Raw genomic sequence first — 22,891 nt, 5'->3', positions numbered from 1 at the left:
CTTCCTTGAACCCTCTGTGCATTTTGGGGGAGGCCCCTCCGCTCCGCTTGGCGCAGCGGCGGGCCGCAGCCCTTTCTGGCTTTATTGGCCGGATTCCAGCGTGAACGCGGCGTGCTTGTCCTGGCCGAGCAGCTTGACCATCTGCGGCAGGGCGGTCTTGAGCTTGTCCTTGACGGTGTAGGGCGGGTTGATCAGGAACATGCCGCTGGCCGGCAGGCCGGGGCGCTTGCTGGGTTCGTCCTCGGTGGCGGACAGGGCGGCCGACTGCATCTTGCTGGATTTGACGGTCAGCGTGGCGTGCAGCCAGCCCTTGCCGGCCTTGGTGGCCAGGGTCTTGAGGCGGCGCGGCAGATCGTGCGCGTCCTGGCGGGCGATGATGGGGTACCACACGGCATAGGTGCCGGTGGCAAAGCGCGCCAGCGCGTCCTGCACCATGTCGGCCACGCGCAGGTAGTCGGTCTTGATCTCATAGCTGGGGTCGCACAGCACCAGACCGCGGCGCGACGGTGGGGGCAGCAGTTTCTTGACGCCGGTGAAACCGTCTTCCTGCGCAATCAGGATGCGCTTGCCCGGGTCGAGCTGGGCGATGTTGCCGGCCAGCGTGCGCGAATCGGTGGGGTGCAGCTCGAACAGGTGCATCTTGTCCTGGGGGCGCAGCAGGCTGTGGCTGATGAACGGCGAGCCGGGGTAGACGCGCAGCTTGTTGCCCTGGTTGAAGCTGGCCAGCACCTGCAGATAGTCCTGCAGCGCGGGCGCCAGCTGGTCAAACGGGGTGTCCAGCAGGCGCTGCACGCCTTCGGTCGCCTCGCCGCTGGTGTTGGCGTAGTCACCGTCCAGGCGGTACAGGCCGGCGCCGGCATGGGTGTCGATCACGCTCAGCGCCGTGTCCTTCTGCGTCAGGTGTTGCAAGGTGGCGATCAGCACGGTGTGCTTGAGCACATCGGCGTGGTTGCCGGCATGGAAGGCGTGGCGGTAGCTGAACATGGCAGTCGAAGGCGGTGGCCGCGGGGCGGCAGATGGTGTGAGGGTAGGGCGAGCAGGCCTTTCCCGGTGTGGTGTGGTCGCCACCGTGGCACAAAAACGGGTGCACTGGTAGGGGCGTTCCCCCCTATTGGACGCTATTTCGTATAATGGCGGGCTTCGCAGCGATTTTATGGGTCCCGCGGCGAAGGTTGAAACTCCGGTTTGAACATCCCCGCCTAAGAGGCTTCCTTTAAAAGACTTGTCTTTTTCAAGAAGAAGCACCGACCGCGGAAAAGGGCCCGCCAAACCCTCTTGAAAGAGAAAACTCATGTCTACATTCAGCGCAAAGCCCGCTGAGGTGCAACACGAGTGGTTTGTGATTGACGCCACCGATAAGGTGCTCGGACGTGTCGCCAGCGAAGTGGCACTCCGTCTGCGCGGCAAGCACAAGGCCATTTACACACCTCACGTTGACACCGGCGACTTCATCGTCATCATCAACGCCTCCAAGCTCAAGGTCACTGGCACCAAGAACCTGGACAAGGTGTACTACCGTCACTCCGGTTTCCCCGGCGGCATCACTGCCACCAACTTCCGCGATCTGCAAGCCAAGTTCCCTGGCCGTGCTCTGGAAAAGGCCGTCAAGGGCATGCTGCCCAAGGGTCCCCTGGGCTACGCCATGATCAAGAAGCTGAAGGTCTACGGCGGTGCTGAGCATCCTCATACCGCACAGCAGCCTAAGGCTCTGGAAATCTAAGGAGACTTGAATGATTGGTGATTGGAACAATGGTACCGGCCGTCGCAAGTCCAGCGTCGCCCGTGTATTCCTGAAGAAGGGCTCCGGCAAGATCACTGTGAATGGCAAAGACATTCAGCAGTACTTCGGCCGCGAAACCTCCATCATGATCGCAAAGCAGCCCCTGGTGCTGACTGGCAATGTCGAAGCTTTCGACATCCAGATCAACGTCCACGGCGGCGGTGAATCCGGCCAGGCTGGCGCTGCCCGCCACGGTATCACCCGCGCTCTGATCGATTACGACGCTTCCCTGAAGTCCGCACTGAGCCAAGCCGGCTACGTGACCCGTGACGCTCGTGAAGTCGAACGTAAGAAGGTCGGTCTGCGTTCTGCACGCCGCGCCAAGCAGTTCTCGAAGCGTTAATCCGCTTCTGCTGCAGGATGGTCTTCCTCCGGGAAGGCCATCCGCCAAAAAAAGCCGCCAAGCCTTCGGGTTCGGCGGCTTTTTTGTGGTCGCTCCCGCGCCGGCATGGTCCGGTACGGCTGCCCCTCCCTGGTCCGGGCGAAGTCCCCAGCGTCCTCCGGGGGCAAAGCCCCCACTTGCACTGTCGTCAAAGCTGGACGCGGCAGCAATTCCCGAGCCCTTTGCTGTACCATTCGGGCCAATTCAGAACCATCGGAGTATCCCCATGAGCGCCGTTGCCGAAAACACCATCACCGAAATGCCGGCCCCCATCCTCTTCACCGACAGCGCAGCTGCCAAGGTGGCGGATCTGATTGCCGAAGAAGGCAATCCCGACCTGAAGCTGCGCGTCTTTGTGCAAGGCGGCGGCTGCTCGGGTTTCCAGTACGGTTTCACCTTCGATGAGATCACCAACGACGACGACACTACGATGACCAAGAATGGTGTGTCGCTGCTGATCGACGCCATGAGCTACCAGTACCTGGTCGGCGCAGAGATCGATTACAAGGAAGACCTCCAAGGTGCCCAGTTCGTGATCAAGAACCCCAATGCCAGCACCACCTGCGGCTGCGGTTCCAGCTTCTCGGTGTAAGCGCTTTCTGCCTGTCACGCGGGATGCCGCCGACACTGTGCCATCCCCTCCGATCCAGCCGCTGCACGCCAGCGGCTTTTTTGCGTCTGTTGCACGCATTGCCGTGCGAGTTTTGCTTCCCTGTTTCCCATGAGTGAATCCCTTGCCCCCCACCGTGAACGCCTGCTGTGGCTGGTGGCCATCGCCTTCTTTTTGCAGTCGCTGGATGCCACCATTCTGAACACGGCACTGCCGGCGATGGCGCAGTCGCTGGGCCAGAGCCCGCTGAAGATGCAGTCGGTGATCGTGGCCTATTCGTTGACCACGGCCATGCTGATCCCGGCCTCGGGCTGGGTGGCGGACCGTTTTGGCACCCAGCGGGTCTATGCCACGGCGATCGCGCTGTTTGTGCTGGGCTCGGTGCTGTGCGCGCTCTCGCCCAACCTGGGCTTTCTGGTGGCCGCGCGCGTGGTACAAGGGGTCGGGGGCGCCCTGATGATGCCGGTGGGCCGGCTGGCGGTGCTGCGCAGCCACCCCAAGGGTGAATTCATCCGTGCCATGAGTTTCATTGCCATCCCGGGCCAGGTGGGCGCGCTGCTGGGCCCCACGCTGGGCGGTGCACTGGTGGAAGTGGCCAGCTGGCACTGGATCTTCTGGATCAATGTGCCGGTGGGGCTGTTCGGAATGTGGGCCACACGCCGCTGGATGCCCGTGGGCGCGGAGCAGCCGCGCCGCAGTTTCGACGGCTGGGGCTATGCGCTGCTGTCGTTCGGCATGGTGGCGGTGTCCGTGGCGCTGGACGGCCTGTCCGGCATGGGTCTTGGTACGGCCCTGGTGGCGGTGCTGATGGTGTTTGGTCTGGCCAGTCTGGCGGCCTACTGGATGCACGCGCTGCGGGTGCCCGAGCCGCTGTTTCCGCCCGCGCTGTTCAGCGTGCGTTCGCTGCGGGTGGGCCTGCTGGGCAATCTGTTTGCCCGCTTCGGTAGCGGCGCTGCACCGTTCCTGATTCCGCTGCTGCTTCAGGTGGGCCTGGGCATGTCGCCCTTCCACGCCGGGCTGATGATGCTGGCCACCGTGGTGGGCAGCATGCTGGTCAAGCGCATCGCCGTGCGCACGGTGCAGCGCTATGGCTACCGCCGGGTGCTGCAGGTCAATTCGGTGCTGCTGGGTCTGGTGCTGGCCAGCTTCGGCCTGGTGTCGCCGCAGCAGCCGCTGGGCTTGCTGCTGGCCCAGCTGTTTGTGTTTGGCGGCATCAACTCGATGCAGTTCTCGGCCATGAATTCGGTCACGCTCAAAGACGTGGAAGGCGAGTTCGCCAGCAGTGGCAACAGCCTGCTGTCCATGGTACAGATGCTGTCCATGGGCATGGGGGTGGCGCTGGCCGGCGCACTGCTGGGCGGGTTCTCCGATGTCTGGAGCGCACTGGGCGACCAGTCGCTGCGTGCCATCCATGCCACCTTTGCCACCGTGGGGCTGATGACCTTGGCGTCCACCCTTGTGTTCAGCCAGCTCGATGGCGACGAGCGCGTGCGCCCGGCCCCGGACAGCGGCGACTGAAAAAAACCTGCCAGCCTGCGGGCGGGAGTCTGGCGATGCCCGCCAGATAGCGACAGTCCGGCAGGTGCCTGCCGCGCAGGCCGCGGTGCTGTTGAAAAGCTTTTTTCAGGCCGGGTAGATGGCGCCCAGCACGCGTGGGCCGCGCGCACCGGTCACCGCCGGCAGATTGCCCGGCAGGCCGCGCAGGCACTGGCGCGCGAGCCAGGCGAAGGCGGCGGCTTCCACCTCCAGCGGCGGCAGGCCGCGCGCGGCGGTGCTGCCCACCTGCACGCCTGGCAGCAGGGAGGCGATACGCTGCATCAGGTGGGCATTCAAGGCGCCGCCTCCGCAGACCAGCAGGGCACTGCCGCCCCGGCCCCAGCGGCGCACGGCATCGGCACAGCTTGCGGCGGTCAGCTCGGTTAGTGTGGCCTGGACATCCGCTGCAGCGGCTGCGGCTGCCTCTGGTATGGCGGCCAGGTGTGCAGTCAGCCAGTCGGTGTGGAACAGGTCGCGGCCCGTGCTTTTGGGGGGCTGCTGCGCAAAGAACGGCTCGGCCAGCAGGCGCTGCAGCAGAGGCTGCAGCACACGCCCGCTGGCAGCCCAGCGCCCGCCGTCGTCATAGGGCTGGCCGGTGTGGTGCAGGCACCAGCCGTCCATCAGCGCATTGCCGGGGCCGCAATCAAAACCTTGCACGGCACCGTCCGCACCCAGCACGCTCAGGTTGGCAATGCCGCCGATGTTCAGTACCAGCGTGGTCCGGCCGGCCTGGCCGAAGACGCCCTGGTGGAAGGCCGGCACCAGGGGAGCCCCCTGGCCCCCGGCGGCCACATCGCGGCTGCGCAGATCGGCGACCACGGTGATGCCGCTGCGTTCGGCCAGCAAGGCCGGGGCGTTGAGCTGCAGCGTGTAGCCCGTGCCGTCGAACAGCTGCGGGCGGTGGCGCACGGTCTGGCCGTGGGCGCCGATGGCGGCCACCTGGTCGGTCGCCACGCCGCTGCGTTGCAGCAACTGCTGCACCACCTGGGCGTAGTGGGCCACCAGGGCATTGGCCGCCAGGGCGGCGCGGTGCAGCTCGTCCTGGCCGCCGGGGGTGTTCAAGGCCAGCAGTTCGGCGCGCAGGCCGGGCGTGAAGCCGCAGCTGGCATGCTGCAGCACGCGGGTGCCGTGGCGGAAGTCCACCAGCACCCCGTCCACCCCGTCCAATGAGGTGCCGGACATCAGGCCGATGAAGAGGTCGGAAGCGGGAGTGGCAACGGTCATGGCGGACGGAAACGGTCGGGGCAACAGCAAAGGCGCAGTATGCCCCGGAAACGACAAAGGCCCCGGAGGGGCCTTTGCAGGAGAGGGTGGCGGCGCTTACTGGGCGCTGGCCTGCTGCACGGTCTGGGCCGAATCCAGCTGCATGCGCATCTGGGCAGAGTACTGCTTGAAGGCGGCTTCGTTCCGGCGGTCGATCGGTGCATCGGCCGCGTTCTTGGCCATCACCACCAGCGGATCTTCGTGCTTGCCGTTGACGCGGAACTCGAAGTGCAGGTGCGGGCCGGTGGCCCAGCCGGTGGAGCCCACGGCGCCAATGGTCTGGCCCTGTTCCACGCTCTGGCCCTTGCGCACATCGATGCGGCTCAGGTGGGCGTAGACGGTGACATGGTCGGCATTGGCATGCTTGACGAACACCACGTTGCCGAAGCCGTTCTGCACACCTGCGAATTCCACCACGCCGTCGCCGATGGTGCGGACCTTGGTGCCGGTGGGGGCCGCAAAGTCAGTTCCCAGGTGGGCCTTCCAGGTCTTCTGGATGGGGTGCAGGCGCATGGCAAAGCCGCTGGACACGCGCGAGAATTCCACGGGTGACGTCAGGTAGGCTTGGCGCAGGCTGCGGCCGTCCAGGTCGTAGTAGCTGCCGCGGCTGGCGCCTTCGGGCTGGTACCACATGGCCTGGTGGGTCTTGCCGTTGTTGTGGAATTCGACGCTCAGCAGGCGGCCGGCGCGCAGGGGCTCGCCGTCGGCTTCCAGGCTTTCGTAGACCACGGAGAAACGGTCACCCTTGCGCAGCGAACGGCGGAAGTCGATGCTGCCGGACAGCACATCGGCCATCTGCACGGCCACGCTGTCGGGAATGAACGCGGCATCGGTGGCTGCAAACAGCGAACTGCGGATGGTGCCGCCCGCCAGGCGCGAGCCCACGGTCAGCTCGGCCGTCTCGATGGAGGCCGTGAACTTGCCGTTGGCGTCGCGTTCCACGACCAGGCGCTGGAATTCATCGCTGTCGTCACTGGTGGTCCAGCGGGCGGTGAGCTTTTGCAGCTGGTGGTCGTTGGTGGCTTCGGCAGACACCAGACGGCCAGCGCGGCCCAGCAGGTTCTGGCGCACATTGCTGTCTGCACGCAGGAAGGCGGAAGCCGAGGGATCGGCAATGCCCAGGCGTTGCAGCAGCGCTTCTGCCGTGTCCGTGCCGCGCGTGTAGTCGCTGCGGTACAGGGTGAAGCTGTTCAGATCGGCCAGGTCGGCGAGCGATGTGTCTTCCACGAGGGAAGGCACAGTCTGTGTGATGGTGCGCACCGGCATGTCGGCCACGTCGGGGCCCAGCGATGCCACTGCAAACGCAGCACCGCCTCCGGAGAGCAGCAGGGCTGCCACTCCGCTGGTGACGCGCTTGGGGTGCTTTTGCACCAGAAGGGCCAGCCGTGCTAGCAAAGCACTGCCGGCAGATATCAAGCTGTCTTTCAAAACGATGTCCCTAGGGTCTGGCACACCACTGTCCCCCTGCGCGAGATAGCGTAGGAATGGTGTGTGCAAGGTGTCGGATAGCAGCCATACGGCGGAGTAGATACGGGATGCCTACTAGAATCCGCCACTGCGACCGAGCCCGGAGTATAACGGGCGACCTCTCCATCGCATCCAAGAAAACCCTTATGAATCAAGATAGTGTTAAGACGTTCCCGTTGACGGAAGGTGTAGGACAAGCGCTGGAAGTGACGTTGCGCGGAGTGGATGAACTGCTGCCCAAGGACGAGTGGATCCAGAAACTGGCAAAGTCCGAAGCCACGGGCGTGCCCCTGCGCATCAAGCTGGGCCTGGACCCCACGGCCCCCGATATCCACTTGGGCCACACCGTGGTCCTGAACAAGATGCGCCAGCTGCAGGACCTGGGCCATCAGGTGATTTTCCTGATCGGCGACTTCACCACGCTGATCGGTGACCCGTCGGGCCGCAACAGCACGCGCCCGCCGCTGACGGCCGAGCAGATCAAGGCCAACGCCGAAACCTATTACACCCAGGCTGCCAAGGTGCTGGATCCGGCCAAGACCGAGGTGCGCTACAACAGCGAATGGTGCGACCAACTGGGCGCGCGCGGCATGATCCAGCTGTCGGCCAAGTACACCGTGGCCCGCATGATGGAGCGCAACGACTTCCACACGCGTTTCACCGAAGGCAGCTCCATCAGCCTGCACGAGTTTCTCTATCCTTTGTTGCAGGGTTATGACTCGGTGGCGCTCAAGGCCGACCTGGAGCTGGGCGGCACGGACCAGAAGTTCAACCTGATGATGGGGCGCCATCTGCAGGCAGAGTATGGTCAGGAGCAGCAGTGTGTGCTTACTATGCCGCTGCTGGTGGGCCTGGACGGCGTGCACAAGATGTCCAAGTCCAAGAACAACTACATCGGCATCACCGAAGACGCCAACACCATGTTTGCCAAGGTGCTGTCGATTTCGGACGACCTGATGTGGGACTGGTACACGCTGCTGTCCTTCCAGAGCCTGGAACACATCGCCCAACTGAAGGCGGACATTGCCGCCGGCGGCAACCCCAAGCATGCCAAGGTGGCGCTGGCCAAGGAAATCACTACGCGCTTCCACAGTGCGGCGGCGGCCGATGCGGCCGAGCAGGATTTCACCAACCGCTCCAAGGGCGGCATTCCCGACGATATCCCGGAAGTCAGCCTGTCCGGCGCCCCGCTGGGCATCGGCGCCTTGCTCAAGCAGGCCAATCTGGCCCCGTCGACCAGCGAGGCCAACCGCCTGATCGACGGCGGCGGCGTGCGCATCGACGGCACGGTCATCAGCGACCGCGGCCTGAAACTGGATGCTGGCAGCTTTGTGCTGCAGGTGGGCAAGCGCAAGTTCGCCCGCGTGACGCTGGCCTGAGCGGACGTGCTCGGCCGCCCCGTTCGGGGCTACCGGGCCAGCGAGCCTGAAAACCCAAGCAGCCTGTGCACAGGCGCCCAGCATGTCGGATGGTGTCCCGTCCGATAGGCCGGGTGCTGGTGCACAGGCTGTTCTGTTTCTGGTGGGGCGAGCGGGTCAAGGCCCATGCCACGCCGGGGGGCTGAACGCGGCTACACCTGCAGTTCCGCCACAGGAACGGGGCGTTCCACGGTGCTGTCCTGCACCTGGTTGCGGCCGGCGGCCTTGCCGCGGTACAGCGCTTCGTCGGCCCGGTGCACGGCGGCTTGTAGCGGCTCTCCCGGACCCAGGTGGGTCAGGCCGACGGTGACGGTGATGAACAGCAGTTCGCCGGACAGAAGGCGCACCGAGGTCCGCTCCACGCTGGCGCGCAGGCGGTAGGCGACCATGCGGGCCACGGCCATGTCGGTCTGGGGCAGCAGCACCAGAAATTCCTCGCCGCCCCAGCGGCACACATGGTCGCCGCCGCGCGTGCATTCCAGCAACTGGCGGTAGAAGGCCTGCAGCACCTGATCGCCGACTGAATGGCCGTACTGGTCGTTGACCAGCTTGAAATGGTCCAGGTCGCACAGCAGCAGCGCGCTGTGGGTGTCGGCGGCGGGGGGCAGCGTGGCCACCTGGGCCAAGCGGCGGCGGTTCAGCGCACCGGTCAGCGGGTCGGTGAAGGCCTCATGCCGCAGCATCTCGTGTGCCTCCACGATGATGTCGTGGTAGCGCAGGGCGATGGTGATGAAGGCCAGGAACAGGGTGACCAGGCAGCCGTATTCCAGCGCCTGCAGCAGTCCGTCGGACAGCCGGTAGAAGGGAGGGTGCCGGCTGCTCCAGAAACGCAGCCCGATATAGGCCAGCGAAATGCACAGCACGATGCCCATGCGCGCCGCCCGCGGTCGGGTGGCGGACAGCATGCACACCGGCACCATGGGGATCATCAGGTAGTGAAAGCCGCTGCTCCAGCCGATGGCCAGTGTGGCAGCAACGGCGTGCAGCCCGATTTCCAGGGCAATCACATCGGCTGCCAAGCGCACATTGCCCTGGGGCCGGCTTTGCCAGTAGGCGTAGCCATAGGCCAGGACACTCAGCACATTGCCGGCGGCCAGCGCATGCACCCCCGTACCGGCAAAGATGGGAATGAAGGCCAGGTGCACCAGACAGACCACCACTGCGCAAAAGCGGATCAGCAGGCGGTAGCTTTCGTGCAGCGGCTGGGCGGTGGTGGACATAGGCAGATGGGGCTGCTGCCATTATGGAAAGCGCCTCCCGCACGCAGGGCCCCGCCGCAACCGGCTGCGCCCGCTGTGGCGCCGAATGGTGGGTGTCGCTGGGCGGCGTGGCTAAGCCGGATCGTCCACCGGCGCCATGGCCTGGCGGGTGTCATGGGCCTGCTGCTGCAGCCACTGTGCAAACGCCTGCACTTCGGGCCGCTGGCCGCTGCGCGGACCGGTCAGCAGCCAGTAGGCCAGCGGGGAATCCAGCCGCTGGCGCGGGAACACTTCCACCAGCCGGCCGTCGGCCAGGGCCTCGGCCACCAGCGGCAGGCGGGTCAGGGCCAGGCCCTGGCCGGCCAGAGCGGCCTGCACGATCTGGTGGGCATAGCGCAGATAGACCCAGCGGCGTGGCTGCAGGTCGGCGCAGTCCTGGTCACGCAGCCAGCGGTGCCAGCTGAGCCACTGCAGGTGCGGGTGCTGGTCGGCGTCGGTGGCTTCGATCAGGCTCCAGCCCACCAGATCCTGCGGCCGGCGCGGGGCGGTGGCCGATTGCAGCAGCCAGGGGCTGGCGACCACGGCCAGCTGCTCGCCAAACAGCTCGGTCACGCCGCGCAGTGCGGCCGTGGGCCGGCTGTAGCGGATGGCCAGGTCCACGTCGGTGGTCTCCAGATCGACTAGGCTGTCGGTGGTGTCGATGCGGATGTCGATGTCCGGGTGCTGGCGCTGGAAGTCCTCCAGCCGCGGGATCAGCCACATGGCAGCAAAGCTGGCCCAGGTGGTGATGGACACGCTTTTGCGCCCGGCGCTCTGGCGCACGCTGCGCACGGCGGTGTCGATGCGCTCCACCGCCGGCGTCCAGGCGCGCAGCAGCTGGGCACCGGCGCTGGTCAGCTCCACGGCACGGGTGTGGCGCAGAAACAGGGGCAGACCCACCTCGTCTTCCAGCCCCTGGATCTGGCGGCTGACCGCAGATTGCGTCAGCGCCAGTTCTTCGGCAGCGGCACGGAAGTTCAGGTGCCGCGCCACGGCCAGAAAGGCACGCACATGGCCGATGGCGATGGGGCGGGTGCGCAGGGTCAGACCGGATGCGCTGGAACTGGAGGCGGTGGACATGGTGGCGGCTGCAGGGCCGGAAAAAAGGGAGGGATGGCGCTGCACGGTGCGTTCTGCCAAAGCGCCATATTACGCAGGCCCGCGCCGTCCACCAAGCGGCCGGCGGTGTGCCGAACATGCTGCGGGGGACAGCCAGCGCTCACAGCCTGCGCGCAGGGGCGGATAATCGCCCGGTCTTGCAGTCCCGGTGTGCCTGCCATGCAGCGCCCGGTTCTGCCTTCTGTCCACCACACACCATCCTCTATGACCGCAGCATTGGACCTCATCATCATGGCCGCCGGCAAAGGCACGCGCATGAAAAGCCGCCACCCCAAAGTCTTGCAGAAGCTGGCGGGACGGGCACTGCTGCAGCATGTGCTGCACACGGCGGGCCAGTTGCAGGCACGTTCGGCGGTGGTGGTGACCGGCCATGGTGCCGTGGACGTCGAAGCGGCCCTGGCCAGTGGCCCGGGCGCCGATGCCGGTTTTGAACTGAAGTTTGTGCGCCAGGAGCCGCAGCTGGGAACCGGCCATGCCGTGCAGCAGGCCGTGCCCGCGCTGGCGGGCGATGGTATGGCCATCGTGCTGTCGGGCGATGTGCCGCTGACGCAGGCCGATACCCTGCAAGGGCTGCTGGATGCGGCGGGCGGCGACAAGATGGCGCTGCTGACGGTGGCCATGCCCGATCCGACGGGCTACGGCCGCATCGTGCGCAACAGTGCGGGCACCGTGCAGCGCATCGTGGAGCAGAAGGACGCCAGCGAGGCCGAGCGCGCCATCACCGAGATCTACAGCGGCATCATGGCCGTGCCGGTCCGGCACCTGACGCAGTGGCTGGCCAAGCTGAACAACAACAACGCCCAGGGCGAGTACTACCTGACCGACATCGTGGCCATGGCCGTGGCCGACGGCGTGCCCGTGGTGGGCCACCGCATCAGCGATGTGCTGCAGGTGGCCGGTGTGAACAGCCCGCTGCAGCTGGCCGAACTGGAGCGGGCCCACCAGTTGCGCGCCGCCAAGGCGCTGATGGAGCAAGGCGTGCGCCTGGCCGATCCGGCACGCTTTGACCTGCGTGACGACGCCCGTGGCACATTGGCCCAGCTGCAGTGCGGCCAGGACGTGGATATCGATGTGGGCTGCATATTTACCGGCCAGGTGCGCATTGGCGACGGCGCGCAGATCGGTGCCTACTGCCACATCAGCAATGCCACGATTGCGGCGGGCGCGGTGATCCACCCCTTCACCCATATCGACGGCGAAAAGGCCGGTGCCAGCGTGGGCGAAGGCGCGCTGATCGGCCCGTTTGCCCGTCTGCGCCCCGGTGCGCAGCTGGGCCGCGAAGTGCACATCGGCAACTTTGTGGAAGTGAAGAATTCCACGCTGGCCGATGGGGCCAAGGCCAACCACCTGGCCTATCTGGGGGACGCCACCGTGGGCGAGCGCGTGAACTACGGCGCCGGCTCCATCACCGCCAACTACGACGGGGCCAACAAGCACCGCACGGTGATCGAGGCCGATGTGCACATCGGCAGCAACTGCGTGCTGGTGGCGCCCGTGACCATTGGCGCGGGCGGCACCGTGGGCGGCGGCTCCACCATCACCAAGAGCACCGAGCCGGGTGCCCTGAGCGTGGCCCGTGGCAAGCAGATCAGCAAGGCCAACTGGGCGCGCCCGGTCAAGCCCCCCAAGGCCTGAGCCATGGAGCGCGACTGCCTGCCCGATGGCGCTGCCGTCCCGTCGCCCCAGGAAACAGTGCGGGCCGAGCTGGCGGCCTGCCAGCAGCAACTGGCGCAGTTGCAGGACGCGCACGAAGGGCTGCTGCGTGCCGTCTCGCACGATCTGCGTGCGCCGCTGCGGCATCTGACCTCGTTTGCGCCGCTGCTGCGCGAGTCCGTGGAGCAACTGGCCGCGGCTGCACCCGGGGAGGCCGCAGATGAGGCCCAGGAATTTCTGGGCACCATGGAGCAGTCTGCCCACAAGATGGGCCGCATGCTGGATGCGCTGATGCAGCTGTCCCGCGCGGTGCGCCAGCCCTTGGATCCGCAGCCCGTGGATGTGTGTGGCGTGCTGCAGTCCTGCGCCGCCCGCAGCCTGCCACGGGGGGACACCGTGGCCTGGGAGCTGCCGGCCCAGCCTGCGCTGCTGCAGGCCGATCCCACCGCGCTGCACACGGTGCTGGGCGAGCTGCTGGGCAATGCTGCCAAGTTCACCGCCCGGCAGATGCTGCCCCAGGTGCAGGTCAGCCTGTCCATGCCCGTTCCCCGCTTGTGGCGCATTGCCATCCGTGACCAGGGCGTGGGCTTTGAATCGTCCCGCATGGCGGTCAGCTGGCCGCCGTTCCAGCGCATGCACCGCGAGAACGACTTTGCCGGCATGGGCTGTGGCCTGGCCCTGGTGCACGCCCTGGCCCAGCGCCATGGCGCCAGCTTGCAGCTGCACTCCCGTCCCGGCGAAGGCTGCACGGCGGTGCTGGAGTGGCCGGCCGCGGGCTGATTGATGTGACCGCGGTGGTGCCGCGTTCCTGCCGGGCAGTGCTGCATGGCATGGGATGCCTGGACCTTGCTAGCGCCCCGCGCACCCGCGGTGCGGGTGTTCAGCGGGGCAGGGTGTGCTGGTCGCCGCGGTCCGGCTCCGCTGCCAGCAGCGGCAGGTGCGGGCTGAACTTGGCGCGCTTGGTGGCGAAGAACGCCTTCACATTGCGCACATTGGCATGCTGGGCAAACAGGCGCTGTGACAGCGCCAGATAGGCCGGCATGTCCCAGCAATGCAGCACCAGCATGAAGTCTGGTCCGGGCGAGACCCTCCAGCACTGCTGCACCGCATCTTCGGCTACGGCCAGGGCCTCGAAGGCGCCCAGCGCCTCGGCACTCTGGCGGTCCAGCGTGATTTCCACCAGCGCCTGCAGACCGTGGCCCAGCAGGCTGGCCGCCCGCTCGGGTTGCAGCACCGTCACCGAGCGTTCGATCAGACCCAGTGCATGCAGCCGGCGAACGCGGCGCAGGCAGGTGGGGGCCGACAGACCCAGCCGTTCAGCCAGTGTCTGGTTGCTCAGGCTGGCATCGCGCTGCAAGGTATCGAGCAACTGCAGGTCTGTGTAATCGAGTGTTTCGTTTTCTTTATTTTCTTTCATTTGAAATTGATTATAGAAATTTAATTTCAGAATCGATGTGGGGTGAAAGAAGTTTTCAAAAATTGCATTTTAGTTTTTTAAAAATTACTTTTTAAAGCTTCTAGCATTCGCCATCCTTTTGAACCGGAGCTTGTTTTATGTGTGGCATCGTCGGCGCCGTCTCTACCCGCAACATCGTTCCCCTGCTGGTGCAGGGCCTGCAACGCCTGGAATACCGGGGCTATGACTCCTGCGGCGTGGCGGTGCACCGCCTGGTGCAGGGTAGCCCCATCAGCCAGGGCCTGCAGCGCGCCCGCAGCACTTCCCGTGTGGCCGAACTGCTGGAGCAGGTGCGGACCGAAGACCTGCAGGGCCTGACGGGCATTGCCCACACCCGCTGGGCCACCCATGGTGCGCCGGCCGTGCACAACGCCCACCCGCATTTCAGCTATGGCCCGGGCCTGACGGCCGAATCGGGTAAACCGGCCCGCGTGGCTCTGGTGCACAACGGCATCATCGAAAATTACGAACAGCTGCGCGCCAAGCTGCAGGACAAGGGCTATATCTTTGCCAGCCAGACGGACACCGAAGTCATTGCCCACCTGCTGGACAGTCACTACAACGGCGACCTGTTCGACGCCCTGAAAGCCACACGCGCCGAGCTGCACGGCGCCTATGCGCTGGCCGTGATGCACAAGGACGAGCCCCACCGCGTGGTGGGCGCGCGCGCCGGCTCGCCCCTGATCCTGGGGGTGGGCGTGGACAACAGCGAATTCTTCCTGGCCAGCGACGCCATGGCCCTGGCCGGTGTGACGGACCAGATCGTCTATCTGGAAGAAGGCGACCTGGTGGACCTGCAGCCCGGGCGCTACTGGATTGCCGCCAAGGACGGCCATGTGGTGCTGCCCGAGCAGCGCCCCGTCAAGACCGTGCACGCCCACAGCGGCGCAGCCGAGCTGGGTCCGTACCGCCACTACATGCAAAAGGAAATCTTCGAGCAGCCGCGCGCGATCGGTGACACGCTGGAAGGCATCGTCAACATCGCCCCCGAGCTGTTTGACGGTGCCGACGGCACCGCGGCGTGGCGCGTGTTCAAGGAGATCGACCAGGTGCTGATCCTGGCCTGCGGCACCAGCTACTACAGCGGCTGCACCGCCAAGTACTGGCTGGAAGCCATTGCCGGCATTCCCTGCGCGGTGGAAGTGGCCAGCGAATACCGCTACCGCACCAGCGTGCCCAACCCGCGGACCCTGGTGGTCACCATTACCCAGTCCGGTGAAACCGCCGACACCCTGGCCGCACTGCGCCACGCCCAGAGCCTGGGCATGACGCAGACGCTGACCATCTGCAACGTGGGCTCCAGCGCCATGGTGCGCGAATGCAAGCTGGCCTACATCACCCGCGCGGGCGTGGAGATCGGCGTGGCGTCCACCAAGGCGTTCACCACCCAGCTGGCGGGGCTGTTCCTGCTGACATTGGCGCTGGCCCAGTCCAAGGGCCGGCTGAGCGAAGAAAAGGAACAGCAGTATCTGACCGCCATGCGCCACCTGCCCGTGGCCCTGCAGGCCGTGCTGGCGCTGGAGCCCCAGGTCATCAGCTGGGCTGAGGACTTCGCCAAGATGCAGAACGCCCTGTTCCTGGGCCGTGGTGCGCACTATCCGATTGCCCTGGAAGGGGCGCTCAAGCTCAAGGAGATCAGCTACATCCACGCCGAAGCCTACCCGGCCGGCGAGCTCAAGCATGGCCCGTTGGCGCTGGTGGACAGTGCCATGCCGGTGGTCACCGTAGCGCCCAATGATGAGCTGCTGGAAAAGCTCAAGAGCAATATGCAGGAAGTGCGCGCGCGCGGCGGTGTGCTGTATGTGCTGGCCGACGCCAAGACCAACATCGAAAGCGAAGAAGGCATGCATGTGATCCGCATGCCCGAGAACTATGGCGCGCTCAGCCCCATCCTGCACGTGGTGCCGCTGCAGCTGCTGGCCTACCACACGGCCGTGGCACGCGGTACCGATGTCGACAAGCCGCGCAATCTGGCCAAGAGCGTGACGGTGGAGTAAGAGCCGCGACACCTCTTCCTGCTGGGACGGGCATCAGGCATCGGTGCAGACCTTCCGCTGGCACAGCGCTGAGGCGGCAGCGATGCCCCTGTGGGATGGGCGGGGTTCGCCACGTTCTGGCGGGTCGATTTCGTCAGCGCTTTTCCACTCCTTGCCGCAGCATGTCGACAGCTCTCTCAATGTAGGTTCTTTGCTGCTCGGGTGAGCCCACATCGAGTCCCAGCACTGCATGGGCTTGGGACGGGGCCGCAATCATGGACGTGAAGACTCTCACCGTGGTGAAGTCTATGGGCTGCTCCAGCTCGCCAAATTCCATGCGCAGGATATCTCAAGAAAAGCATGGAAGAAGTCATTCAGCGCGGGTGCAGGGGCCCTTCTACCGCCTGGAGCATTCGCGCAATGCGGACTTGAGCGGCGTGGGGTTCGGCATGTCCATTGCGCAGACCGTGGCGCATGCGCAGGGTGGCCAGTTGCTGCTGCGCAATGTGCCAGAGGGGGCTTCGAGGTGACGCTGAAGCTACCGCAACGGTGATGGCTTGGGGTGGCTGCGGTTTCAGTCTGTTAGCAGCTGGCTATTCTTTCGCCACCGCTTGGCAGCTGCTGAGCACGTCACGCCGAGAATACCCGGGGTCGCGATCTGCGTTTCTTGCCCAGCAGTGACTGCATCCTCGATCTGGAGGAAGTCTCGGGGGATTTACAGGCCCCCGAATCCTGTGTGCCGCTTCAGGCGTGCACCTCATCCGCGCGGTCTGCCAAGCGCTTGGAAAGCACCGCGCAGACAAACAGCTGAATCTGGTGAAACAGCATCAGCGGCAGCAGCAGCGTGCCCATGGCTCCGCCTACGAACAGCACCTGGGCCATGGGGACGCCCGTGGCCAGGCTTTTCTTGGAGCCGCAGAACAGGATGGTGATGCGGTCGGCCAGGTCAAAGCCCAGGCGGCGGCCCAACCACCAGGTCGTGCCCAGCACCAGAGCCAGCAGCACGCAGCAGGCCAGGGCCAGCACCAGAATCTGCTGCAGCGGCAGCTGTGACCACAGGCCCTCGACCACGGCGCTGCTGAAGGCCGTGTAGACCACCAGATAGATCGAGGTCTGGTCCACATGCTTGAGCACGGCCTTGTGGCGGTCCACCCAGGCGCCGATCCAGTGGCGCGCCAGCTGACCCAGCACAAACGGCAGCAGCAGCTGCAGCATGATCTTGAGGACGGCATCGCCAAACGGCAGGCTGTGCGCGCTCTGCCCCAGCATCAGCAGCACCAGCAGGGGGGTGATGAAGATGCCCATCAGGCTGGAGGTTGCGGCCGAGCAGATGGCCGCCGGGATGTTGCCGCGGGCGATCGAGGTGAAGGCGATGGACGACTGCACGGTGGAGGGCAGGGCGCTGAGGTAAAGCATGCCGCGGAACAGGTCCGGCCCCAGCAGCGGCAGCAGCACCGGCTTGAGCGCCAGCGTCAGCAGCGGAAAAAGCAGGAAGGTGCAGGCGAACACCAGCGAATGCAGGCGCCAGTGCCCCATGCCCTTGACAATGGCATTCAGTGACAACTTGGCACCGTGCAGGAAGAACAGCAGGGCGATGGCCAGGTTGGTCACGGTGCTCGCGTAGTCGGCATAGACGCCGCGCACGGGCAGCACGCTGGCCAGCGCCAGCATGGCCAGCAGGATGAGCATGAAATTGTCGGGAAGAAAACGGGGGCGTCGCATGGCAGAAGCGGAAAGACAAAGCCGCAAGCGGATTGCGGCCAAAAACGGCACGGGGCCGCGATGAACCACACTCTAGTACGCTAAGAAATTTCCTGCTAACGACATCGGGCGCATGAATATCGCTGAAACGACAAAACGCAGGGACCTGGCCTCGCGCCCTGTGCCGGTGCTGGCCCGGCTCCCGCGGACCGTCTATGCCCGCGCCGAGCAGATGCAGCGCAAGGCCGCCACCGTGGCGCATGCCCACGACTGGGTGCAGTTCTCCTATGCCAGCCAGGGCGTGCTGCAGGTACAGACGCACCAGGGCCTGTTCATTGCGCCGCCGCAGTGGGCCATCCTGATTCCGCAGCAGCTGGTGCACAGCGTGGTCAATGCGCCGCGCACCGAAATTCGCAGCCTGTACATCGCGACCCATGCCCTGCACGACCTGGGCGGGGAGTGTCGGGTGCTGGAGGTGTCGCCGCTGCTGCGCGAGATGATCCGACACTTTGCCACCCTGCCCGTGGAATATGCCGAGGAGGGGGCCGACGGGCGCCTGGTGCAGGTGCTGCTGGACCAGATCCACGCCGCGCCCCACGCTGCGCTGCGCTTGCCCTGGCCGGAGGACGAACGCCTGCGTGCCTGGTGCCGCCACCTGCTGGACGTACCCGATGCCCCGCTGCAGCTGGCGCAGTGGAGCCAGGAGCTGGGCGTGTCCGAGCGCACGCTGGGCCGCTGGTTCCAGAGGCAGACCCAGATGAGCTTTCGCCAATGGCGCCAGCGCGCACGCCTGCTGGCGGCCCTGCCGCAGTTGCAGGAGCTGCAGAGCGTGACCGAGGTGGCGCTGGTCTGCGGCTATGACTCGACCTCGGCCTTCATTGCGGCCTTTCGCCAGCTTTTCGGGCGTACGCCGGGACAGTTGTTGCGCGGTGCGGAGGCTTGACGTCTACGCCCCTGGCCGTGCGCAGCCGGCAAACGCAGGGCGTGCCGCCACCACGCTGATGTGGAGAAGCCTGCCTGAGCGCCGCAGTCTGCCGGCCTGTGGCTCCGGGGGGAACGCAACAGTTCTGGCAGTACGGGGATACCGGCAAGGGGGCTGCAAAAAAGGAACAAGTTGTAGAATGAGAAGCAATCGCATTATTCGGGTTGTGTCTGCTTGCGATGATGGAAAGTAATCATGGCATCCGGTATGTCCACTCTGCAATGCGAAGCCCAGGCGCTTTACCGTGACCATCATGGATGGCTCAGGGACTGGTTGCGCGCCAAACTGGGCTGCTCCCACAACGCGGCGGACCTGGCGCACGACACTTTCCTGCGGCTGCTGAGCCGACGCGAGCGGGTGGAGCTGGTCGACCCCCGCGCCTACCTGACGACCATTGCGCACGGGCTGGTGGTGGACTTTCACCGCCGCAGGGCGCTGGAGCGGGCCTATCTGGCTTCGCTGGCCGCTTTGCCTGAACCCCAGACGCCGTCTCCCGAGGAGCGCGCCATCGTGCTGGAGGCCCTGGTCGCGATCGATGCCATGCTCGATGGCATGAAGCCGGGTGTGCGGCAGGCGTTCATCCTGTCCCAGCTGGAAGGTCTGACCTATGCGCAGATCGCTGCGCAGCTGGGGGTGACGGTGCGCACGGTCAACAACTACATGCTCAAGGCATTGGAGCATTGCTATCTCATTGTGGCGGACGGTGCGTGAACCCGGCATCTTCCACCGGTGACCGCCCGGGCCACACCGCGGCAGGCGCCGAAGCCCGGATTCGCAAGGAGGCCATCGCCTGGTACGCACGCCTGTGCTCCGGGGAGGCCACCGATGCCGACCGCGCGGACTGGCAGCGCTGGCATGAGGCACACCCCGATCACCAGCGTGCATGGCGGCATTTCGATGCGCTGGCGGGCATGTTGCAGCGGGTGCCAGGCCATCTGGCCGCTTCCACCCTGCAGGCCAGTCGACGCAGCCGGCGCCGCGTCCTGCGCAGCTTTGCTGCATTGGTCGGGGTGGGGACCGCGGCCGGACTGTCCTGGCAGATCGGCAGCCAGCATGGCGGCATGCAGGCCTGGCTTGCGGACTATCGCACCGGCACAGGGGAACGGCTGACCGTGATGCTGGACGATGGGTCCGAACTGACCTTGAACACCCGCACTGCGGTCGATGTGTCCATGGACGGCGCAAGCCGGCGCATTGTGCTGCGCGAGGGGGAGATCCTGGTGCAGACCGCTGCCCGCAATGGCGGCGCCAAAGATGGCCGTCCCTTCACGGTGCACACGCCCCATGGCCGTGTTCTGGCGCTGGGCACCCGCTTCACGGTCCGCTGCGAAGCGGGCGACACCATGGTCAGCGTGCTGCAGGATGCCGTGGAAATTCAGGCATCGCAGGGGGACGGCCGCTCCGTGCGTCTGCAGGCGGGCCAGCGGGCCACGTTCAGCCGCGCAGCGCTGCAGAGCCCGCAGCAGGTCGATCCGGCTCTGGTGAGCTGGGTGGGCGGCAGTCTGGTCGTGGAGAGCTGGCGCCTGGAGGATGTGGTGCACGAGCTCAGGCGCTACCGGCCCGGCCGGCTGGTCTGTGACCCCGCGGTGGCCGACCTCCGCGTGTCTGGCGTTTTCCCGCTGGCAGACACTGAGAAGGCGCTGGCCGTCATCACCCGCGCCTTTCCGGTACGCCAGCTCGGCATGTCGCGCTACTGGGTCACCCTGGCTCCAGCGTAGGCGTGGTCCATGCCGTGTGCACTTTTTTTGCGGCAAATTTTCATCTTTTGCGATCTCGTTCGGCTCCCTTCATGAAAGCCCTTCTCTGCTTGCTGTTCATGACCAAGAGATCCGAATGCCAACGCCCCTCCCTTCCACCTCCGTCCGCGCACCGTTGCTGACAGGCCTGCTGGCTGCAGCGGTGACGTGGGCGGCTGCCAGCCATGCAGCGGAGCGGGCGCCGCAAGCCGTCCAGGCTGCCCGGAACTACCAGATCGACGCCGGTCCGATGGGGACCGTGCTCGGCCAGTTTGCCGCCGCCGCCGGCATTGCCCTGTCTTACGACCCTGCCAGCACGCGCCATCTGCGCTCCAGCGGGATCCGCGGCAGCTATACCGTGGGCGGAGGGTTTGCGGCCATCCTGGCGGGCTCCGGCATGGAGGCGGTGGAGGGCGAGCCGGGTGAATTCATCGTGCGCAAGACCGCCGGGTTGCCGGCTGCCGCCGAGGCGGCCGACCTGCCTGCCGTGCGTGTGGTGGCGCGGGCCGCTCCTGCGCCGGCCGAGGCCGACGAGCGCTACCAGCCCACACCCGATGCCTCCACCTTGCGCACCACCGCTTCCATGCTGGAAATTGCGCAGGTGGTCAATGTGGTGCCGGCCCAGGTGGTGCGCGACCAGCGGCCGCGCACCCTTGACGAGGCGCTGGTCAACGTGAGCGGCATCACCCAGGGCAACACCCTGGGCAGCACGCAGGACACCATCATGAAGCGCGGTTTCGGCGCCAACCGCGATGGCTCGGTCATGCACAACGGCATGCCTTTGGTGCAGGGCCGTGGCATGAACGCTGCTGCCGAGAGTGTGGAAGTGCTCAAGGGGCCGTCTTCGTTGCTCTACGGGCTCATGGACCCCGGCGGCGTCATCAACGTGGTGAGCAAGAAACCGCAGCTGCGCCAGCGCACCGCACTGTCGCTGTATGGATCGGGTTATGCGGCCAACCGCCATGGCGCGGGCGCCACGCTGGACATGACCGGGCCCATCGGCGAGCACGGGCTGGCCTACCGCCTGATCGCCGACCATGTCGATGAAGACTACTGGCGCAATTTTGGTCGGCACCGTGAAACGCTGGTGGCGCCGTCGATGGCCTGGTACGGCGACAGCACGCAGGCCGTGTTCTGGTACGAGTACCGCACCTACCTGACGCCTTTCGATCGGGGCACGGCCCTGAATCCGGTCACCCGGCGCCCGCTGGACCTGCCGGCCAGGCGCCGCCTGGATGAGCCGTTCAACAAGATGACCGGCGAGAGCCACCTGGGCCAGCTGTCGGTGGACCACCAGCTGGGCGACGGCTGGGCTGCACACGTCAACCTCAGCTACAACCGTGAGACCTACGACGCCAACCAGTTGCGTGTGAACGGCGTGGACACCACGCGCGGCACGCTGGCGCGCAGCAATGACGCCACCCATGGCGCGCTCAGCACCGACAGCTACGGCACTTTCTATGTGGATGGCGACCTGGAGTTGGCCGGCATGCGCCATGGCCTGCAGATGGGGGGCGATGCCGAGTACCGGCGGATCTACCGGGCCGATCTGCTGCGCCAGGCCGTCACCTCCACCTTCAGCTATCTGGACCCGGTCTACGGCAGGGAGCAACCCTCTTCCACGGTGTCCGCAAGCGACAGCGACCAGATGGACAGCTTGCACAACCGGTCGTGGTTCTTGCTGGACACCATCCATCTGAACGAACAGTGGATCGTGACCGGAGGGCTGCGTTACCAGACGTGGCGGCAGACGGCCGGCCGAGGGCGGCCGTTCAAGGCAAATACCCAGGCCGACGGTTCGGCCTGGTTGCCGCGTGCAGGCGTGGTCTACCGTGTCGATCCGGCCTTGTCGCTTTATGTGAACTACGCACAGTCGCTGAGGCCGACCTCCACCATCGCCCCGCTGACCAGTGGAACAGTGATTGATTCCAGCATCGCCCCGGAGGAGGCCAGGTCCTGGGAGATCGGGGCCAAGCTGGACCTGCCCGGACAGCTCACGGGGACGCTGGCCGTGTTTGACATCCGCAAGCGCAACGTGCTGGTCTCGCAGTTCAACGACACCACCAAGCTGACCGACTGGCGCACCTCGGGGGCGGCCCGCTCACGTGGGCTGGAGCTGGATGTGGCCGGGGAACTGGGCCGCAACTGGAGTGTGATTGCGGCGTATGCCTATGTGGACGCACAGACCACCAAAGACCCGCTGTACCAGGGCAATCGGCTGTGGAATGTGGCGCGGCAGACGGCATCCCTGTCGGTGGTGCACGACTTCGGCACGGTGATGGGCACGCAAGGGCGGCTGCGCGTGGGCGGTGGCGTGCAGTACGTGGGAAAGCGCCCGGGCGATTCCGCCAACTCCTTCTGGCTTCCGGCCTACACCGTCGCCAACGCATTCGCGACCTATGACACCCGGGTGGGTGGCTACCCAACGCGGTTCCAGCTCAATGTGAAGAACCTCTTTGACCGCAGCTACTACCCATCGAGTGCCAACACCTACCTGATCTCGATGGGCGACGCGCGCCAGGTATTGCTGCGCGCCACGGTCGAGTTCTGAACCGGCGCCCGCCGCCAACCCCC

The 22,891-nt window shown here is 65.9% G+C and carries 20 protein-coding genes; 13 read left to right on the top strand and 7 right to left on the bottom strand.

The features are described from left to right. Positions 1–81 precede the first annotated feature (81 nt). Positions 82–984, bottom strand: a complete 903-nt coding sequence (locus KW830_RS10495; protein ID WP_066540047.1) for a 23S rRNA (adenine(2030)-N(6))-methyltransferase RlmJ — start codon at positions 982–984, stop codon at positions 82–84. Positions 985–1,291: 307 nt separating this feature from the next. Between KW830_RS10495 and rplM the strand changes: the two genes are divergently transcribed. The 4 genes from rplM to mdtD all read left to right on the top strand — a co-directional run bounded on the left by rplM (position 1,292) and on the right by mdtD (position 4,290). Next, complete coding sequence (gene rplM / locus KW830_RS10490; RefSeq protein WP_066540049.1) at positions 1,292–1,720, top strand: 50S ribosomal protein L13; 429 nt, start codon at positions 1,292–1,294, stop codon at positions 1,718–1,720. Between the two features lie 10 nt (positions 1,721–1,730). Beyond that, positions 1,731–2,123 carry a 30S ribosomal protein S9 gene (gene rpsI / locus KW830_RS10485; RefSeq protein WP_066540051.1) on the top strand — a complete coding sequence of 131 codons (393 nt, stop codon included), beginning with the start codon at positions 1,731–1,733 and terminating at the stop codon, positions 2,121–2,123. 265 nt (positions 2,124–2,388) lie between these two features. Further along, positions 2,389–2,754 (top strand): iron-sulfur cluster insertion protein ErpA, encoded by a 366-nt coding sequence (gene erpA, locus KW830_RS10480; RefSeq protein WP_066540053.1) that lies wholly within the window; start codon positions 2,389–2,391, stop codon positions 2,752–2,754. A 129-nt stretch (positions 2,755–2,883) separates the two neighbouring features. Beyond that, positions 2,884–4,290: a multidrug transporter subunit MdtD gene (gene mdtD, locus KW830_RS10475; RefSeq protein ID WP_066540056.1), complete on the top strand. Its 1,407-nt coding sequence runs from the start codon at positions 2,884–2,886 to the stop codon at positions 4,288–4,290. A gap of 105 nt (positions 4,291–4,395) precedes the next feature. On the opposite strand, the gene KW830_RS10470 is transcribed toward mdtD, so the two are convergent. Both KW830_RS10470 and KW830_RS10465 read right to left on the bottom strand, forming a co-directional pair. Further along, on the bottom strand, positions 4,396–5,532 hold the full coding sequence (locus KW830_RS10470; protein ID WP_066540058.1) for an anhydro-N-acetylmuramic acid kinase: 1,137 nt from the start codon (positions 5,530–5,532) through the stop codon (positions 4,396–4,398). 96 nt (positions 5,533–5,628) lie between these two features. Beyond that, on the bottom strand, positions 5,629–6,999 hold the full coding sequence (locus KW830_RS10465; protein ID WP_066540060.1) for a M23 family metallopeptidase: 1,371 nt from the start codon (positions 6,997–6,999) through the stop codon (positions 5,629–5,631). Between the two features lie 185 nt (positions 7,000–7,184). Between KW830_RS10465 and tyrS the strand changes: the two genes are divergently transcribed. Next, entirely contained in the window at positions 7,185–8,417 is a 1,233-nt protein-coding gene (gene tyrS, locus KW830_RS10460; RefSeq protein WP_066540065.1) for a tyrosine--tRNA ligase, read from the top strand. A 191-nt stretch (positions 8,418–8,608) separates the two neighbouring features. Here the strand turns inward: tyrS and KW830_RS10455 are convergent, their stop codons facing one another. Together KW830_RS10455 and KW830_RS10450 are read right to left on the bottom strand one after the other, a co-directional pair. Then, positions 8,609–9,676, bottom strand: coding sequence for a diguanylate cyclase (locus KW830_RS10455; RefSeq protein WP_066540068.1), 1,068 nt, complete (start codon positions 9,674–9,676; stop codon positions 8,609–8,611). Positions 9,677–9,787: 111 nt separating this feature from the next. Then, positions 9,788–10,774 carry a LysR substrate-binding domain-containing protein gene (locus KW830_RS10450; protein ID WP_066540792.1) on the bottom strand — a complete coding sequence of 329 codons (987 nt, stop codon included), beginning with the start codon at positions 10,772–10,774 and terminating at the stop codon, positions 9,788–9,790. 243 nt (positions 10,775–11,017) lie between these two features. Here KW830_RS10450 and glmU point away from each other — a divergent pair, with 243 nt between their 5' ends. Then, a complete protein-coding gene (glmU, locus tag KW830_RS10445) occupies positions 11,018–12,448 on the top strand; it encodes a bifunctional UDP-N-acetylglucosamine diphosphorylase/glucosamine-1-phosphate N-acetyltransferase GlmU (RefSeq protein ID WP_218333099.1) in 1,431 nt (476 codons plus the stop codon). 3 nt (positions 12,449–12,451) lie between these two features. Beyond that, positions 12,452–13,246, top strand: a complete 795-nt coding sequence (locus tag KW830_RS10440; protein ID WP_218333098.1) for an ATP-binding protein — start codon at positions 12,452–12,454, stop codon at positions 13,244–13,246. Positions 13,247–13,346: 100 nt separating this feature from the next. Here the strand turns inward: KW830_RS10440 and KW830_RS10435 are convergent, their stop codons facing one another. Further along, positions 13,347–13,883: an Lrp/AsnC family transcriptional regulator gene (locus tag KW830_RS10435; RefSeq protein ID WP_218333097.1), complete on the bottom strand. Its 537-nt coding sequence runs from the start codon at positions 13,881–13,883 to the stop codon at positions 13,347–13,349. Between the two features lie 137 nt (positions 13,884–14,020). Here KW830_RS10435 and glmS point away from each other — a divergent pair, with 137 nt between their 5' ends. Then, positions 14,021–15,919 carry a glutamine--fructose-6-phosphate transaminase (isomerizing) gene (gene glmS, locus KW830_RS10430; protein ID WP_218333096.1) on the top strand — a complete coding sequence of 633 codons (1,899 nt, stop codon included), beginning with the start codon at positions 14,021–14,023 and terminating at the stop codon, positions 15,917–15,919. Positions 15,920–16,173: 254 nt separating this feature from the next. Beyond that, positions 16,174–16,428 (top strand): hypothetical protein, encoded by a 255-nt coding sequence (locus KW830_RS10425; RefSeq protein ID WP_218333095.1) that lies wholly within the window; start codon positions 16,174–16,176, stop codon positions 16,426–16,428. Positions 16,429–16,642: 214 nt separating this feature from the next. On the opposite strand, the gene KW830_RS10420 is transcribed toward KW830_RS10425, so the two are convergent. Then, complete coding sequence (locus KW830_RS10420) at positions 16,643–17,620, bottom strand: bile acid:sodium symporter family protein (protein WP_218333094.1); 978 nt, start codon at positions 17,618–17,620, stop codon at positions 16,643–16,645. Between the two features lie 112 nt (positions 17,621–17,732). On the opposite strand from KW830_RS10420, the gene KW830_RS10415 reads away from it, so the two are divergent. From KW830_RS10415 to KW830_RS10400, 4 genes are all read left to right on the top strand, one after another. Next, positions 17,733–18,542, top strand: coding sequence for a helix-turn-helix transcriptional regulator (locus tag KW830_RS10415; protein ID WP_218333093.1), 810 nt, complete (start codon positions 17,733–17,735; stop codon positions 18,540–18,542). Positions 18,543–18,788: 246 nt separating this feature from the next. Beyond that, on the top strand, positions 18,789–19,292 hold the full coding sequence (locus tag KW830_RS10410) for a sigma-70 family RNA polymerase sigma factor (RefSeq protein WP_255578269.1): 504 nt from the start codon (positions 18,789–18,791) through the stop codon (positions 19,290–19,292). Next, entirely contained in the window at positions 19,289–20,299 is a 1,011-nt protein-coding gene (locus KW830_RS10405) for a FecR domain-containing protein (RefSeq protein ID WP_370626111.1), read from the top strand. The genes KW830_RS10410 and KW830_RS10405 overlap by 4 nt, the downstream gene beginning before the upstream one ends. Before the next feature lie 115 nt (positions 20,300–20,414). Beyond that, the gene (locus tag KW830_RS10400) at positions 20,415–22,868 is read left to right on the top strand and encodes a TonB-dependent receptor (RefSeq protein ID WP_218333090.1); all 2,454 of its coding nucleotides are present in this window, start codon (positions 20,415–20,417) and stop codon (positions 22,866–22,868) included. The last annotated feature ends 23 nt before the right edge of the window (positions 22,869–22,891 follow it).

It is taken from the genome of Comamonas sp. CMM03 (genome assembly GCF_019218715.1).
GTDB lineage: Bacteria > Pseudomonadota > Gammaproteobacteria > Burkholderiales > Burkholderiaceae_C > Comamonas > Comamonas terrigena.
Note: the sequence above shows the minus strand (reverse complement) of the source record. Positions and strands in the feature narration are given on the sequence as shown.

Excerpts from the sequence above, each read along its gene's own strand:
- KW830_RS10420 (WP_218333094.1), bottom strand. The coding sequence starts at position 17,620 with ATGCGACGCCCCCGTTTTCTTCCCGACAATTTCATGCTCATCCTGCTG.
- tyrS (WP_066540065.1), top strand. The coding sequence starts at position 7,185 with ATGAATCAAGATAGTGTTAAGACGTTCCCGTTGACGGAAGGTGTAGGA.
- KW830_RS10410 (WP_255578269.1), top strand. The coding sequence starts at position 18,789 with ATGTCCACTCTGCAATGCGAAGCCCAGGCGCTTTACCGTGACCATCAT.
- KW830_RS10470 (WP_066540058.1), bottom strand. The coding sequence starts at position 5,532 with ATGACCGTTGCCACTCCCGCTTCCGACCTCTTCATCGGCCTGATGTCC.
- KW830_RS10415 (WP_218333093.1), top strand. The coding sequence starts at position 17,733 with ATGAATATCGCTGAAACGACAAAACGCAGGGACCTGGCCTCGCGCCCT.
- mdtD (WP_066540056.1), top strand. The coding sequence starts at position 2,884 with ATGAGTGAATCCCTTGCCCCCCACCGTGAACGCCTGCTGTGGCTGGTG.
- glmS (WP_218333096.1), top strand. The coding sequence starts at position 14,021 with ATGTGTGGCATCGTCGGCGCCGTCTCTACCCGCAACATCGTTCCCCTG.
- KW830_RS10435 (WP_218333097.1), bottom strand. The coding sequence starts at position 13,883 with ATGAAAGAAAATAAAGAAAACGAAACACTCGATTACACAGACCTGCAG.
- KW830_RS10440 (WP_218333098.1), top strand. The coding sequence starts at position 12,452 with ATGGAGCGCGACTGCCTGCCCGATGGCGCTGCCGTCCCGTCGCCCCAG.
- KW830_RS10450 (WP_066540792.1), bottom strand. The coding sequence starts at position 10,774 with ATGTCCACCGCCTCCAGTTCCAGCGCATCCGGTCTGACCCTGCGCACC.
- rpsI (WP_066540051.1), top strand. The coding sequence starts at position 1,731 with ATGATTGGTGATTGGAACAATGGTACCGGCCGTCGCAAGTCCAGCGTC.
- KW830_RS10495 (WP_066540047.1), bottom strand. The coding sequence starts at position 984 with ATGTTCAGCTACCGCCACGCCTTCCATGCCGGCAACCACGCCGATGTG.
- glmU (WP_218333099.1), top strand. The coding sequence starts at position 11,018 with ATGACCGCAGCATTGGACCTCATCATCATGGCCGCCGGCAAAGGCACG.
- rplM (WP_066540049.1), top strand. The coding sequence starts at position 1,292 with ATGTCTACATTCAGCGCAAAGCCCGCTGAGGTGCAACACGAGTGGTTT.
- KW830_RS10400 (WP_218333090.1), top strand. The coding sequence starts at position 20,415 with ATGCCAACGCCCCTCCCTTCCACCTCCGTCCGCGCACCGTTGCTGACA.
- erpA (WP_066540053.1), top strand. The coding sequence starts at position 2,389 with ATGAGCGCCGTTGCCGAAAACACCATCACCGAAATGCCGGCCCCCATC.
- KW830_RS10425 (WP_218333095.1), top strand. The coding sequence starts at position 16,174 with ATGGACGTGAAGACTCTCACCGTGGTGAAGTCTATGGGCTGCTCCAGC.
- KW830_RS10455 (WP_066540068.1), bottom strand. The coding sequence starts at position 9,676 with ATGTCCACCACCGCCCAGCCGCTGCACGAAAGCTACCGCCTGCTGATC.